Raw genomic sequence first — 13,214 nt, forward strand, 5'->3', positions numbered from 1 at the left:
TCACCACTCGATCCCCTTCTGCCCCTTCTGACCGGCGTCCATCGGGTGCTTGATCTTGGTCATCTCGGTGACGAGGTCCGCGGCCTCGGTCAGCGCCGGCGGCGCGTCGCGCCCGGTGACGACGATGTGCTGGTAGCCCGGCCGGTGTGTGAACACCTCGACCACCTCGTCGACGTCGATCCAGCCCCACTTCAGCGGGTAGGTGAACTCGTCGAGCACGTAGAAGTCGTGGGCGCCCGCCTCGAGCCGGCGCCGGATCTCCGCCCAGCCCTCCCGCGCGGCCTCGGCGTGGTCGTCTTCGGTGCCCGGCTTGCGCGACCACGACCAGCCCTCGCCCATCTTGTGCCACTCGACGGGCCCGCCCTGCCCGGTGTCGCGGTGCACGTCGCCGAGGGCGCGCAGCGCGGTCTCCTCGCCCACCCGCCACTTCGCGGACTTCACGAACTGGAACACCGCGATCGACGACCCGGCCGTCCACTGGCGCAGCGCGAGCCCGAAGGCCGCCGTCGACTTCCCCTTGTTCACCCCGGTGTGCACGAGCAGCAGCGGACGACGCCGGCGCTGGCGCGTCGTCAGCCCGTCGGCGGGGACGGTGCTCGGGACCCCCTGCGGCACGGCTGCCCTCCTTCCGTATGTGAGTGATGTTCACGGCTATAGCCGGGAACTTCGCTCACGAGGCTCGGAACTGCTCCACGACACCGGCGACGGACTCGCCGGTCAGCTCGTCCAGGGTGACGACGGTGCCACCGGCGACGCGGGCGAGGCGCCCGGCGAGCCCCAGGCGCACCGGCCCCGACTCGCAGTCGACGACGACCGTGCTCACGCTCGCGCCCCGCCCGCCGGCCCCGGCGTCGCGCGCCAGACCCCGGGCGGCCTCCAGCGCGGCGTCGAGCCCGCCGGACGCCGTCGCGCGCCCGTCGGTGAGCACCACCAGCAGCCCGCGGCGCCGGGCGTCCCGGGTCCGCTCGGTGCGCAGGACCGCCCGCGCGGTGCGCAGCCCCTCGGCGAGCGGCGTGCGCCCGCCGGTGCGCAGGTCGTGCAGGCGGGCGTGCGCGGCGTGCACCGACGTGGTCGGCGGCAGGGCGATCGCGGCGGCGCTCCCCCGGAACGTCACCACGCCGACCCGGTCCCGGCGCTGGTAGGCGTCGCGCAGGAGGGCGGCGACGGCCCCGGTCACCGCGCTCATCCGCTTGCGCGCCGCCATGGATCCCGAGGCGTCGACGCAGAAGAGCACGAGATTGCCCTCGCGGCCCTCGCGCACGGCGTGGCGCAGGTCGGTCCGCGCGACAGCGGCGGCGCCCCGCCCGGCCGCCGCCAGCATCGTGGCGGGCACGTGCAGCGTCGTGTCGTCGCCGGCGTCGGGCACCGCGCGCACCACGCGACCCTGCTTGCCCCGCGCCCGCGAGCGCCGCCCCGGCGCGCCCTCGCCCGTGCCGCGCACCTCGAACCGGCGCGCTCGCAGCCTCGTCGACGCCGGCGCGCCGACCGGGACGCCGGCGGGCTCGGGCTCGTCGCGCCCGGCGCCCGGAGGCGGCTCGGACCCGGTCCCGTTCCCGGACGACGGCGGCGGGGCCGATGGGGAGGACGACGAGGGTGGCGGCGCCCCGCCACCCGGACCGCCCCCCGGACCCCCGCCGTCGGGGCCGGGATCGTCGGGGCCGGGGTCGTCGGGGCCCGAGTTGTCGGCGCCGCCGTCGTCGGACCCGGGGTCGTCGGAGGAACCGCCCTCGGGAGGCGGCTCGCTCTCGTCCGCCGCCTCGTCCGCCTTCTGCATCGCCTCGTCGAGCTCGTCCTCGCCGAGGTGCGGCTCGTCGAACGGGTCGCGACGACGCCGGTGCGGCAGGGCCAGGCGGGCGGCGACGCGCACGTCGGAGGCGTCGACGGCGTCCGACCCGCGCCACGCGGCGTGGGCGACGGCGGTGCGGGCGAGGACGACGTCGGCGCGCATGCCGTCGACCTCCACCTCGGCGCACAGCGCGGAGATCCGTACGAGCTCGGCGTCGGGCAGGGCGACCGACGCGAGCCGCCCGCGGGCCTCGACGAGCCGGGCCCGCAGGGCGTCCTCGTCGCTGGCGAAGCGTGCGGCGAAGGCGTCGGGGTCGGCGTCGTGGGCGAGGCGCCGGCGCACGACCTCGGTGCGCTCCGCGACGTCCCGGGACGCGGCGACCCGCACGGTGAGCCCGAAGCGGTCGAGCAGCTGCGGACGCAGCTCGCCCTCCTCCGGGTTCATGGTGCCGACCAGCAGGAACGCCGCCGGGTGGGTCAGCGAGACGCCGTCACGCTCGACGTGCGCGCGCCCGGTGGCGGCGGCGTCCAGCAGGAGGTCGACGAGGTGGTCGTGGAGCAGGTTGACCTCGTCGACGTAGAGCACCCCGCGGTGCGCGGCGGCGAGCAGGCCAGGGCGCACGGAGGTCCGCCCGTGGGCGAGCACCTCCTCGAGGTCGAGCGACCCGGTGACGCGGTCCTCCGAGGCGCCGACCGGGAGCTCCACGAGGCGCACGCCCCGGCGCTCGCGCGGGGCGTCCGACGGGAACGGGCCGTCGGGGCTCTGCTCCCCGGCGTCGACGTCGACCGAGAACCGGTCCCCCGCAACGACCTCGACCGGCGGCAGCAGCGTGGCCAGCGCGCGCACGATCGTCGTCTTCGCGGTGCCCTTCTCCCCACGCACCAGGACGCCGCCGATCCCCGGGTCGACCGCGGTGAGCATCAGGGCGAGACGCAGGTCCTCGTGGCCGACGACGGCCGAGAACGGGAAGCCCAAGGGGGTGTCCTCACGGATCGGGTGTCGAGGTTCGAGGGACCCTAACCCACAACATCTGAGCGATCGCTGAGATGATTGCGACTCCGCGGAGCGGGACCCGGACCGGGGGCTGTGGTCCGGGTCCCGTCTCCGTCTCGCCGGACCGGCCTGCCCGCCGGTCCGTCGTCTCTCCCCCGTGAGCGGAATTCACGGCTATCGCCGTGAGTTCCGCTCACGTGAGCTGGGAACGCAGCGCGTCACGCAGGGCCGCGACGCGCACGTAGTAGCCGGGGCGCCCGGCGCGGGCACAGCCGTCGCCGAAGGACGTGACCCCGATGAGCTTGCCGGCGGCGACGAGCGGGCCGCCCGAGTCGCCCTGGCACGAGTCGACGCCGCCCTGGTCGAAGCCGGCGCAGGTGAGCCGGCGGGCGTCGAAGGTCCGGTCGCCGGCGCGGCAGTAGTCGTCGCCGCGCACCGGCACCGTCGCCGTCAGGAGGTAGCGCGAGGGCGTGGCGCTCTCCGAGGTCGCACCCCAGCCGTAGATCTGCGCGGCGCGCCCGTCCTGGTAGAGCGCCTCGTCGCCCGGCCCGGCGAGCGGTAGCGGCGTGCGGGTGCTGGGGGTGGCGAGCGTCAGGACCGCGAGGTCGGCGCCCTTGCCGACGCCCTCGAACTCGGGGCTGACCCACGCCGAGGTGACCGCCGAGGTGTCGCCGGTGGTCGACTGCTTGTCGTCGCGCCCCGCGACCACCATGACCTCCTTCGGCGTCGTGGTGGCCATGCAGTGCGCGGCGGTGAGGACCTTGGTGGGGGCGACGAGCGTGCCCCCGCAGAACTGGAACCCCGCGCCGTCGGTGAGGAACACCGCCCACGGGTGCTCGTCGGTGGTCGTGCGCGCGCCGCCCACGACCCGGACGCCGGCGTCGACGACCACGCCCGAGCCGCCGTCCCCGGAATCGTCCCCGCCGGGGGTCGTCCCCTCGGAGGCCCATGCGCCCGCCGCCCCGGCGAGGACGATGAGCAGGGCCGTCCCGGCGAGCACGAGGATCCTCCCGACTGTGGTGATCCCGTCGCGCACGCCGTTCGACATCCGTACTGCCCCTCCCGCTCACGTCCGTTCGGCGCTCTACCGGGGGCCGTTCGGCGCAGCGGTGGGGTGCCTTCGGGGGAGAGACCAGCAGTCGGGCCGACCTCGGACAAGGCCGAGCGGGCATAGTTCGCTCCGCCGAGCGACGACGAACGGTCGATTTCCGTCGACAAACGTCACCATGGAGTGGTCGCAGCGCGATGAACGGTCAGCGACCGCCGGTGAACGGCGATCTTGGACCGCTCGTCGTGGGACGGCGGGGCCGCACTCGGTCCGGTAGCGCACTACCGTGGACTCGTGCCCCACCACGACCTCGTCATCATCGGCACCGGCTCCGGCAACACGATCCCGGACGAACGGTTCGCGGACATGGACGTGGCGATCGTCGAGCACGGGGTGTTCGGCGGGACCTGCCTGAACGTCGGGTGCATCCCGACCAAGATGTACGTCTACGCCGCCGACGTCGCCGAGACGATCCGTCGGGCGGGCCTCTACGGCGTGGACGCGAGCATCGACAAGGTCCGCTGGACCGACATCCGCGACCGGGTGTTCTCGCGGATCGACCCGATCGCCGCCGGGGGGCAGCGCTACCGCCAGTACGAGGCACCGAACTCGACGGTCTACCTCGGCCACGCCCGCTTCACCGGCGAGCGGACCCTCGAGGTGGCCCCGACCGACGGTGGCTCGATCGATGGGGCAGAGCCGGTCACCGTCACCGGCGACCGCATCGTCGTCGCCGCCGGCGCGCGTCCCGCGATCCCGCAGCTGATCGCCTCCAGCGGGGTCGCCTTCCACACCTCCGACGACGTCATGCGCATCGACGAGGTCCCCCGCCGCCTGACGATCGTCGGTGGCGGTTACATCGCCGCGGAGTTCGCCCACGTCTTCTCGGCGCTGGGCGCCGAGGTCACCGTCGCCACCCGTGGCCCGGCGCTGCTGCGCGAGCAGGACGAGGACATCTCGAGCCGGTTCACCTCGCTGGCCGCCCGGCGCTGGACGCTCTACTGCGACGCCGCGCCCACCGCCCGGCCCGAGCAGCGCGCCGACGGCACGATCGTCGTGCACTCCCAGCACGGCGCCATCGAGGGCGACGCCCTGCTCGTCGCCGCCGGGCGCATCCCCAACTCCGACCGGCTCGACGCCGCCGCGGGCGGGCTCGCCCTGCACTCCGACGGGCGCATCGTCGTCGACGAGCAGCAGCGGACCTCGGTGCCCGGCGTCTACGCGCTCGGCGACATCAGCTCGGAGTTCCAGCTCAAGCACGTCGCCAACCACGAGGCCGCGATCGTGCGCCACAACCTGCTCTACCCCGACGACCCGCGGGAGACGAACAACAGGCACGTGCCGGCCGCGGTGTTCACCGACCCGCAGATCGCCTCGATCGGCCTCCGCGAGCAGGACTGCCGCGACCGCGGCATCCCCTACGTCACCAAGATCCAGAACTACGGTGACGTCGCCTTCGGCTGGGCGATGGAGGACACCACCGGCGTCGTCAAGCTCGTCGCGTCGCCGGACGGCACTCTGCTCGGCGCCCACCTCATGGGCCCGGAGGCGTCCTCGCTCATCCAGCCGATGATCCAGGCGATCACCTTCGGCCTCGACGCCCGCACGATGGCCGAGAAGCAGTACTGGATCCACCCCGCGCTGCCCGAGGTGCTGGAGAACGCCCTGCTCGGGCTGCCCCTCGACCCCGAGGTCTGAGCCTGGGTCTGAGACTGGGTCTGAGCCTCACTCCGTCCGCCGGAACCGCCACACCGCCAGGGACAGCAGCAGGACGCAGAACCCGATCGTCATGAGGATCTGCACGCCCACGGGCACCGTCCAACTCCCCCAGACGATGCCGGGGTCGAAGCGCGCACGGGTCGCGGCGTCGACGTCGAGGTGGTCGAAGACCACCGAGCGCAGCGGCTCGACGGCGTAGGTCATGGGGTTGACGTGCGTGAGCACGGCGAGCCACGTCGGCAGCCCCGAGAGCGGGAAGAGCGCCCCGGACAGGAACATCAGGGGCGTGATGACGAGCTGGACCAGCGGCATCGCCGTCTGGATCTGCTTCACCCGCGCCGCCAGCAGGAGGCCGAGCGACGTGATCATGAAGCCCATCAGGAAGATCAGCCCGACCATCGCCAGCAGCATCAGCGGGTCGTAGGGCACACCGACCAGGCCGGCGAGGGCCAGCAGCACGAAGCACTGCAGCGTCGCCACGGTGGCGCCGCCGAGGGCCTTCCCGATGAGGATCGAGGCGGTCGACACCGGCGCGACGAGCATCTCGCGCAGGAAGCCGAACTCCCGGTCCCAGACGATCGAGATGCCCGCGAAGGCCGCGGTGAAGAGCACCGAGATCGCCATGACCCCCGGGAACAGGAACGTCGTGAACGCGACGGAGCCGGCGCCCTCACTGCTCCCCAGCAACGAGCCCAGGCCCGTACCGAGCACGAACAGGAACAGCAGCGGCTGGGCCAGCGACGACAGGATGCGCGAGCGGTCCTTGACGAAGCGGATCATCTCCCGCTGCCAGACGACCGCCGCCGCGCGCGCCTCGGTGACGAGACTGCTCACGGGGACGCGCACGGCCTCCGGGGTCATCGTGGTGGTCATCAGCGTCCCCTCATCCGCATCGCCATGGGATGCATGCTGGGCCCGGCCTCCGCGTCGCGGATCGTCGTGCCCGTGTGGGCCAGGAAGACGTCGTCGAGGCTGGGCCGGGTCACGGTGACCGAGCGGATGGTCACGCGGTGGCTGCCGAGACGGTCGAACAGGCGCGGCACGAAGCCCGCGCCGTCGGCCACGGCGATCGACACCGCGCCCTCGCGGACGGCGCCCTCGAGGCCGAACTCGGTGCGCAGCGCGCGCAGGGCGACCTCGTCGTCGTCCGTGGTGATCGTGACGCGGTCGGCGCCCACCTGGGCCTTGAGCGCGTCCGGGGTGTCGAGGGCGACGATCCGGCCCTCGTTCATGATCGCGATCCGGTCGCAGTGCTCGGCCTCGTCCATGTAGTGGGTGGTGACGAAGACGGTGATCTCCTCGGTCCGGTGCAGCTCCGCCACGTAGTCCCAGATGGTGCCGCGGGTCTGCGGGTCGAGGCCGATCGTCGGCTCGTCGAGGAAGAGCACCTGGGGCGAGTGCAGCAGCCCGCGCGCGATCTCGAGCCGCCGCCGCATGCCGCCGGAGTAGGTGGCGACGGGGTCGGCCCGGCGGTCCCAGAGGCCGACCATGCGCATCACCTCCTCACGCCGACCCGGGGCGCGCCGCCGGTCGACGCCGTAGAGCTCCTGGTGGAACCGCAGGTTCTGCTCGCCCGACATCGGGGCGTCGAGCGTCGGGTCCTGGAACACCAGCCCGATGCGCCGGCGCACGGCGGCGCGGTCGCGCACGACGTCGAGCCCGACGACCTCGGCCTCGCCGTCGGTTGGCTCGACCAGGGTGCACAGGATGTTGATCGTGGTGGACTTCCCGGCCCCGTTGGGTCCGAGGAAGCCGAACGTCTCGCCGCGCGCCACCTCGAGGTCGATGCCGCGCACCGCCTCGATCGCCCCGTAGCGCTTGACCAGGCCCCGGACCGCGACCGCGGGTGAGTTCATGACCCCTCCTCTAACAGCGTTAGGGACGCTACTCTCACACCGTTCGAGGGGGCAAGGAGGACGCATGACGCTGACCCGCGACGCCGTCGTCGACGCCGCGGTGGACCTGCTCGGCGAGGTGGGACTCGAGGGCCTGTCGCTGCGGCGGCTCGCCCGCGACCTCGGGGTCAGCGCGCCGACGCTCTACTGGCACGTCGCCGACAAGCGCACGCTGCTCGACCACGTCGCCGAGCGCCTGCTCGCCGACCAGTGGCAGGTGACGCCCCCCGCGCCGGGCGAGGACTGGGCGGACTGGCTGCGCGAGCGCGCCGTCGTGCAGTACCGGGCCCTCGTCGCCCACCGCGATGCGGCGCTCGTCGTCGCCGGCAACCGTCCGACGGAGGCGTCGCTGCCCGCGGTCGAGGTGGTGCTCGGCACCCTCATCGACGCGGGCCTCTCCCCCGTCGCCGCGTTCTCGACCGTCCAGGCGATCGGCAACCTCGTCATCGGCTCGGCGATCGAGTACCACGCCGAGCGCGAGCGGCCGCCGTCCGACCACGGACGCCCGACGCCGCCCGACCCCGAGGTCTACCCGCACCTCGCCGCGCTCCGGCCGGCGCTCGCGGCGCACACGGGCACCCCCGACGCCCACGAGGCCCTGTTCCTCCACGGGCTCGACCTGATGATCGCGGGACTGCGCGTGTCCCTGGCGGCGCGCTGACCCGCTCGGGTCAGTCCTCCCGGCGGCGCTGCTCCGTACCCGGGATGGACGGGGTGTCGGATCGCGCCTGCTCGGCGTCGGCCTCCGGCTCCGCGGCGCGCTCGCGCTGCTCGGTCCCGGGCAGCGAGTCGTCCCCGGACTCGGGCGTCGCGTGCCGGCCGCGGCGCTCGGTGCTCGCGATGGAGCTGGCGGAGTCGGCGTCCGCGGCCTCCTCGTTCGCGCGCTCGCGCGCCACGGTCTCGGGGAGTGACGGCGGTTCCTCGCGGTGATCCTGGTCGGCCATCTGGTGCTCCCTTTCGACGACGTCGGCGCGGTCACCGTCCGCGCACAGGGCACCCGGCGTCAAGCAGCCGGACGGTCCCACCCTCCGACGGGCCTCAGGACGGCGGGAGCCCGACCGACGACGCCGCGGTGTCGGCGACGGCGTCGAGGAAGGCCGCGCGGTCGACGACGACGTTCTCGTACTGGCCGAAGAGCTCGAAACCGACCGTGCCGAAGAGCTGGGTCCAGGCCGCGATCGCTGGCAGGACGAGCGGCGGGGCCACACCGGGGAGCAGGCCGTCGAGCAGCACCCCGTCGCTCTCCTCGTCGTCGGTCGGCGCCTCGCCGTGCTCGGCGACGATCGCGGCCAGGAGCAGGCCCACCCGCCCGGCGGCCGGGATCGTCTCGGCGGGCGCGGCGTAGCCGGGCACCGGCGAGCCGTAGATCAGCGCGTACTCCGCGGGGTGCTCGAGCCCCCAGGAGCGCACCGCCCGCCACACGGCACGCCACTGGTCGCGCGGCGGTGCCTCCGGGTCCCGGGCCGCCTCGGCGCACTCCCCCACGGCGTCGTAGGCCTCGATGATCAGCCGCGTGAGCAGCTCGTCCCGGCTGGCGACGTACCGGTAGACCGCCGAGGACACCATCCCGACCTCGCGGGCCACCGAGCGCAGCGAGAGCGCCGCCGCGCCCTGCTCGGCGAGCTGACGGCGGGCCTCGTCGAGAATCGCTCGGGTGGTCTCGGCGCGCGCCCGTGCGCGGGTCCCGGGGGGCATACGGGTCATCGTGCCACACACCGAGAGCAGTGCTCTTGACAACCTCCTCCGATGCGAGAACGGTGCTCCTTACGAGAGCAGCGCTCTCGCACTGCCGAGGAGGACACCGTGACCGCCACCCACTATCAGGCCCCCGGACGCATCACGCGCTCGATCATGAACCCGCTGGTCGCCGGCCTCACGCGGCTCGGGCTCCCGCTCGCCGGCTCCGCCGTCCTCGGCGTCCGTGGCCGCACGAGCGGCGAGGTCCGCACCACGCCGGTGAACCCGCTGCGCCTCGACGGCCGGCGCTACCTCGTCGCCTCCCGCGGGCACACGCAGTGGGTGCGCAACCTGCGGGTGGCGGGCGAGGCCGAGCTCCGCGTCGGCCGGCGCACCGAGACCGTGCGCGCCACCGAGCTCGCCGACGCCGACAAGGCGCCGGTGCTGCGCGCCTACCTGCGCGCCTGGGCGTGGGAGGTCGGCGCGTTCTTCGACGGCGTCGACGCCGACTCGTCGGACGAGGAGCTCGCCGCGATCGCCGGCCGGCACCCGGTCTTCGTGATCACACCCACGTGAGTGATGTTCCCGGCCATAGCCGTGAATTCCACTCACGGGGGACGGAGCTGCCGGTGCACGGGAGCGCGGATATCGTGCGGCCATGTCCGGTGATCGCGAGCACGAGCTGGTCCTGTTCGGCGCCACGAGCTTCGTCGGCGAGCTGACCGCCGGCCACCTCGCGCGCCACGCGCCCGCCGGCACCCGGATCGCGCTGGCGGGCCGCTCGCGCGAGCGCCTGGAGAAGGTCCGCGACCGCCTGCCCTCGCCCGGCGGGGACTGGCCGCTGATCGTCGCCGACACCTCCGACCCCGACGCCCTCGCGCGCATGGCCGCCTCGACGACGGCGCTCGCCACCACCGTCGGCCCCTACGCCAAGTACGGCCTGCCGGTGGTCGAGGCGTGCGCGACGCACGGCACGCACTACGCGGACCTCACCGGCGAGGTCCAGTTCGCTCGCGAGGCGATCGACCGCTTCGACGAGCCGGCCCGCGCGAGCAGCGCGCGGATCGTGCACTCCTGCGGCTACGACTCGATCCCCTCCGACCTCGCGGTCCTGCTGCTGCACAGCCGTGTGCAGGCCGACGGCGAGGGCGAGCTCGCCGACGTCACCGCGGTCGTCCGGGTCCGCGGCGGCATCTCCGGAGGCACGATCGACTCGATGAAGGGGCTCGCCGACGGTGCGCGGGCCGACCGCTCGGTGTTCAAGCTCATGCGCGACCCGTTCGGTCTGAGCCCCGAGCGCGCCGCCGAGCCCGACACCCGGCAGCCCAGCGACAACCCGACCCCGCACCAGGTCGACGGCCGGTGGGTCGCCCCGTTCGTCATGGCCTCCTACAACACCCGGATCGTGCGCCGGTCGAACGCCATCGCGGGCTACGCGTACGGTAAGGGCCTGCGCTACGGCGAGGTGCTGGGCACCGGCAAGGGGCCGGTCGGCGCGATCACCGCGGGCGCGGTCACGGGCGGGCTGGGCGCGCTCCTCGCCGGCCTGTCGACCCCCGGCGTGCGGCAGGTGCTCGATCGCGTCCTGCCCAAGCCCGGGGAGGGCCCGAGCGAGAAGACCCGCGAGAACGGCTGGTTCCGTCACGACATCGACGCGACGACCAGCACCGGCGCCCGCTACGTCGCGCGCGTGTCGGGCTCCGGCGACCCGGGCTACGCCGCCACCGCGGTGATGCTCGGCGAGAGCGCGCTGTGCCTCGCCCTCGACGGCGACCGCCTGCCCGACCGCGCCGGCTCGCTCACCCCCGCAACGGCGATGGGCCCGGCGCTCGTGGAGCGCCTGCGCACCGCCGGCCACGTGTACGACGTCAGCAAGGCCTGACGCCGGCGCATGCTCCGCATGCAAGCCCTGCGTCCACGCTGGCGTTCAACGCCAGGAAATCCACCTCGCTCACGATGACGAGACGCGGACCTCGGGCAGCCCGGCCGGCGCGCCCTTCGCGATGAGCGCCTCGAGGGCGTCGGTGTCGAGGTGGGTCTCGACGAGGTCGCCGAGCAGGTCGAGCTGGGCGGCGCGCGTGGCCGCGTAGGAGGTGGCGGGCGCCGGGGTGAAGTCGCGGCCCGCGGCCGCCGCGGCGCGCACGAGCAGCCGCCGGCGCAACCCGTCGTTCTCGAGCAGCCCGTGCGCGTGCGTGCCGAGCACGTGCCCGCCGTCCACGCCCTCGGGCGTCCCGTCGGCCAGCGTCACCAGCGGGGCAGGCCCAGATCGTCCGACACCGGAGCGCAGCTCCCGCCCGTGGTGGATCTCGTAGAAGGCCACCGGCTCCCCCAGCGCCGTCCCCGTCGGCGTCCGGAGGTGCTTGGCGACGTCGAAGGTCACCTCGACGTCGAGCAGGCCGAGGCCCTCGACGGTGCCCGGCGCGGCCTCGACGCCGTGCGGATCATGGATGCGCCGCGAGAGCATCTGGTAGCCGCCGCAGACCCCGAGCACCTGCCGCCCGGCGCGGGCGTGGGCCAGGACCCCGTCGGCCAGCCCCTGCGCGCGCAGCCACGCGAGGTCGGCCACCGTCGCCTTGGAGCCGGGCAGGACGACGAGGTCGGCGTCGGCGAGGCGCGAGGGCTCGGTGACGTAGCGGACCGCGACCCCGGGCTCGGCGGCCAGCGCATCGACGTCCGTGCCGTTGGACACCCGCGGCAGGCGCACCACCGCCACCCGCAGCCAGTCGCGCCCGACCGGCGGCCCGGGCCGTCCCACGACCCCGTCGGCGACGTGGCCCAACGAGTCCTCGGCGTCGAGCCACAGCTCCGGGCTCCACGGCACGACGCCCAGCGTCGGGCGGCCGGTCAGCGCCCGGAGCTGCTCGAGGCCGGGCTCGAGCAGCGCCGGGTCACCGCGGAACTTGTTCACCACCCAGCCCGCGACCAGCGCCTGGTCGGCGGGCTCGAGGACCGCCAGGGTCCCGAACAGGTGTGCCAGCACGCCGCCGCGGTCGATGTCGCCGACGACGATCACGGGCAGGGAGGCCGCGCGCGCGAGGCCCATGTTGGCGATGTCGGTCGCCCGCAGGTTGATCTCCGCGGGCGAGCCGGCGCCCTCGCAGATGACGACCTCGTGCTGCTCGCGCAGCGACGCCAGCGACGACGTGACGACCTCGAGCAGCGCCGCCTTGCGCTCGCGGTAGCTCGCCGCCGACACCGTCCCGTCGACGACGCCGCGCACCACCACCTGCGAGGTCCGGTCGCTGCCCGGCTTGAGCAGCACGGGGTTGAACCCGACGCTGGGCGCCAGCCCGCACGCGGCGGCCTGCAGCGCCTGGGCGCGCCCGATCTCCCCGCCGTCGGCGCACACCACCGAGTTGTTGCTCATGTTCTGCGCCTTGAACGGCGCCACGTCGACGCCGCGGCGGTGCAGCCACCGGCAGATCCCGGCGACCAGCACGCTCTTGCCGGCGTCGGACGTCGTCCCCGCGACGAGCAGCGCGCCGGCCGTCACCATCCCGGCAGCCCCGCGAGCCCGGGCAGGCCGTCGAGGGAGTGCTGGTTCTTCTCCGTGCGGTAGTTCCGCAGCCACTCGGGGCTGCGCCGCTCCGCCCACGAGTCGAGCAGCTCGCGATCGGACTCGAGGGCCATCCGCGGCACCGCGTACCCGCACGCGTCGGCGACCCGGGTGACGTCGACGGTGATCACGCCCCGGGCCTCGGTGCGCCGCGACGCGAGCCCCATCGCGAACGGCGCGAGCGCCTCGTCGAACCCCTCCTCGCCGTGGGTGACGACGCGGCCCCGGCCGTGCAGCCGCACGACGTTGGGCGTGCCGTCGAAGGAGCAGAACATCACGCAGATGCGCCCGTTCTCGCGCAGGTGCGCGATGGTCTCGATGCCGCTCGCGGTCATGTCGACGTAGGCGAACGTGTGGTCGTCGAGGACGCCGAAGGTGCCGCGCAGTCCCTTCGGCGAGACGTTGACCAGCCCGTCGCCCGACAGCGGGGCGGTGCCGACGAAGAACACCGGCTGCTTGCCGATCCACCGGGCGAGCTGGGGCTCGATGCGCTCGTAGACCTTGGCCACGCCCGGCAATCTCGCACGGCCGGTGCGCCCG

13 protein-coding genes are annotated in these 13,214 nt (G+C 74.2%); 4 read left to right on the forward strand and 9 right to left on the reverse strand.

The window, feature by feature from the left end; genetic code table 11:
- The 3 genes from cobO to OG774_RS10435 form a co-directional block, all read right to left on the reverse strand.
- Nucleotides 1–615, reverse strand: coding sequence for a cob(I)yrinic acid a,c-diamide adenosyltransferase (gene cobO / locus OG774_RS10425; RefSeq protein WP_328309154.1), 615 nt, complete (start codon nucleotides 613–615; stop codon nucleotides 1–3).
- 55 nt (nucleotides 616–670) lie between these two features.
- Nucleotides 671–2,707, reverse strand: coding sequence for a VWA domain-containing protein (locus OG774_RS10430; protein ID WP_328310890.1), 2,037 nt, complete (start codon nucleotides 2,705–2,707; stop codon nucleotides 671–673).
- A gap of 265 nt (nucleotides 2,708–2,972) precedes the next feature.
- On the reverse strand, nucleotides 2,973–3,827 hold the full coding sequence (locus tag OG774_RS10435) for a S1 family peptidase (protein WP_328309156.1): 855 nt from the start codon (nucleotides 3,825–3,827) through the stop codon (nucleotides 2,973–2,975).
- Between the two features lie 294 nt (nucleotides 3,828–4,121).
- Between OG774_RS10435 and OG774_RS10440 the strand changes: the two genes are divergently transcribed.
- Entirely contained in the window at nucleotides 4,122–5,525 is a 1,404-nt protein-coding gene (locus OG774_RS10440) for a mycothione reductase (protein WP_328309158.1), read from the forward strand.
- A 27-nt stretch (nucleotides 5,526–5,552) separates the two neighbouring features.
- On the opposite strand, the gene OG774_RS10445 is transcribed toward OG774_RS10440, so the two are convergent.
- Complete coding sequence (locus tag OG774_RS10445) at nucleotides 5,553–6,419, reverse strand: ABC transporter permease (protein ID WP_328309160.1); 867 nt, start codon at nucleotides 6,417–6,419, stop codon at nucleotides 5,553–5,555.
- A complete protein-coding gene (locus OG774_RS10450; protein ID WP_328309161.1) occupies nucleotides 6,419–7,402 on the reverse strand; it encodes an ATP-binding cassette domain-containing protein in 984 nt (327 codons plus the stop codon). Before OG774_RS10450 ends, OG774_RS10445 begins: the two co-directional genes overlap by 1 nt.
- A gap of 64 nt (nucleotides 7,403–7,466) precedes the next feature.
- Between OG774_RS10450 and OG774_RS10455 the strand changes: the two genes are divergently transcribed.
- Nucleotides 7,467–8,102 (forward strand): TetR/AcrR family transcriptional regulator C-terminal domain-containing protein, encoded by a 636-nt coding sequence (locus tag OG774_RS10455; RefSeq protein ID WP_328309162.1) that lies wholly within the window; start codon nucleotides 7,467–7,469, stop codon nucleotides 8,100–8,102.
- A 10-nt stretch (nucleotides 8,103–8,112) separates the two neighbouring features.
- Here OG774_RS10455 and OG774_RS10460 read toward each other — a convergent pair whose 3' ends face one another.
- Nucleotides 8,113–8,385, reverse strand: coding sequence for a hypothetical protein (locus tag OG774_RS10460; protein ID WP_328309163.1), 273 nt, complete (start codon nucleotides 8,383–8,385; stop codon nucleotides 8,113–8,115).
- Between the two features lie 94 nt (nucleotides 8,386–8,479).
- The gene (locus OG774_RS10465) at nucleotides 8,480–9,136 is read right to left on the reverse strand and encodes a TetR/AcrR family transcriptional regulator (protein WP_328309164.1); all 657 of its coding nucleotides are present in this window, start codon (nucleotides 9,134–9,136) and stop codon (nucleotides 8,480–8,482) included.
- Between the two features lie 156 nt (nucleotides 9,137–9,292).
- Here OG774_RS10465 and OG774_RS10470 point away from each other — a divergent pair, with 156 nt between their 5' ends.
- Nucleotides 9,293–9,694 (forward strand): nitroreductase family deazaflavin-dependent oxidoreductase, encoded by a 402-nt coding sequence (locus OG774_RS10470; RefSeq protein ID WP_328310892.1) that lies wholly within the window; start codon nucleotides 9,293–9,295, stop codon nucleotides 9,692–9,694.
- A gap of 82 nt (nucleotides 9,695–9,776) precedes the next feature.
- A complete protein-coding gene (locus OG774_RS10475) occupies nucleotides 9,777–11,000 on the forward strand; it encodes a saccharopine dehydrogenase family protein (RefSeq protein WP_328309165.1) in 1,224 nt (407 codons plus the stop codon).
- A 69-nt stretch (nucleotides 11,001–11,069) separates the two neighbouring features.
- On the opposite strand, the gene OG774_RS10480 is transcribed toward OG774_RS10475, so the two are convergent.
- Together OG774_RS10480 and OG774_RS10485 are read right to left on the reverse strand one after the other, a co-directional pair.
- Entirely contained in the window at nucleotides 11,070–12,614 is a 1,545-nt protein-coding gene (locus OG774_RS10480; RefSeq protein ID WP_328309167.1) for a cobyric acid synthase, read from the reverse strand.
- The gene (locus tag OG774_RS10485) at nucleotides 12,608–13,183 is read right to left on the reverse strand and encodes a pyridoxamine 5'-phosphate oxidase family protein (protein ID WP_328309169.1); all 576 of its coding nucleotides are present in this window, start codon (nucleotides 13,181–13,183) and stop codon (nucleotides 12,608–12,610) included. Before OG774_RS10485 ends, OG774_RS10480 begins: the two co-directional genes overlap by 7 nt.
- Nucleotides 13,184–13,214 lie beyond the last annotated feature (31 nt).

The organism is Actinomycetospora sp. NBC_00405 (assembly GCF_036044095.1).
Classification (GTDB): Bacteria; Actinomycetota; Actinomycetes; order Mycobacteriales; family Pseudonocardiaceae; genus Actinomycetospora; species Actinomycetospora callitridis.

Bases quoted from the DNA above. Each gene is read 5' to 3' on its own strand.
- OG774_RS10430 (WP_328310890.1), bottom strand. From the start codon at position 2,707: ATGCTCACCGCGGTCGACCCGGGGATCGGCGGCGTCCTGGTGCGTGGG.
- OG774_RS10435 (WP_328309156.1), bottom strand. From the start codon at position 3,827: ATGTCGAACGGCGTGCGCGACGGGATCACCACAGTCGGGAGGATCCTC.
- OG774_RS10445 (WP_328309160.1), bottom strand. From the start codon at position 6,419: ATGACCACCACGATGACCCCGGAGGCCGTGCGCGTCCCCGTGAGCAGT.
- OG774_RS10450 (WP_328309161.1), bottom strand. From the start codon at position 7,402: ATGAACTCACCCGCGGTCGCGGTCCGGGGCCTGGTCAAGCGCTACGGG.
- OG774_RS10455 (WP_328309162.1), top strand. From the start codon at position 7,467: ATGACGCTGACCCGCGACGCCGTCGTCGACGCCGCGGTGGACCTGCTC.
- OG774_RS10460 (WP_328309163.1), bottom strand. From the start codon at position 8,385: ATGGCCGACCAGGATCACCGCGAGGAACCGCCGTCACTCCCCGAGACC.
- OG774_RS10465 (WP_328309164.1), bottom strand. From the start codon at position 9,136: ATGCCCCCCGGGACCCGCGCACGGGCGCGCGCCGAGACCACCCGAGCG.
- OG774_RS10470 (WP_328310892.1), top strand. From the start codon at position 9,293: ATGAACCCGCTGGTCGCCGGCCTCACGCGGCTCGGGCTCCCGCTCGCC.
- OG774_RS10475 (WP_328309165.1), top strand. From the start codon at position 9,777: ATGTCCGGTGATCGCGAGCACGAGCTGGTCCTGTTCGGCGCCACGAGC.
- OG774_RS10480 (WP_328309167.1), bottom strand. From the start codon at position 12,614: ATGGTGACGGCCGGCGCGCTGCTCGTCGCGGGGACGACGTCCGACGCC.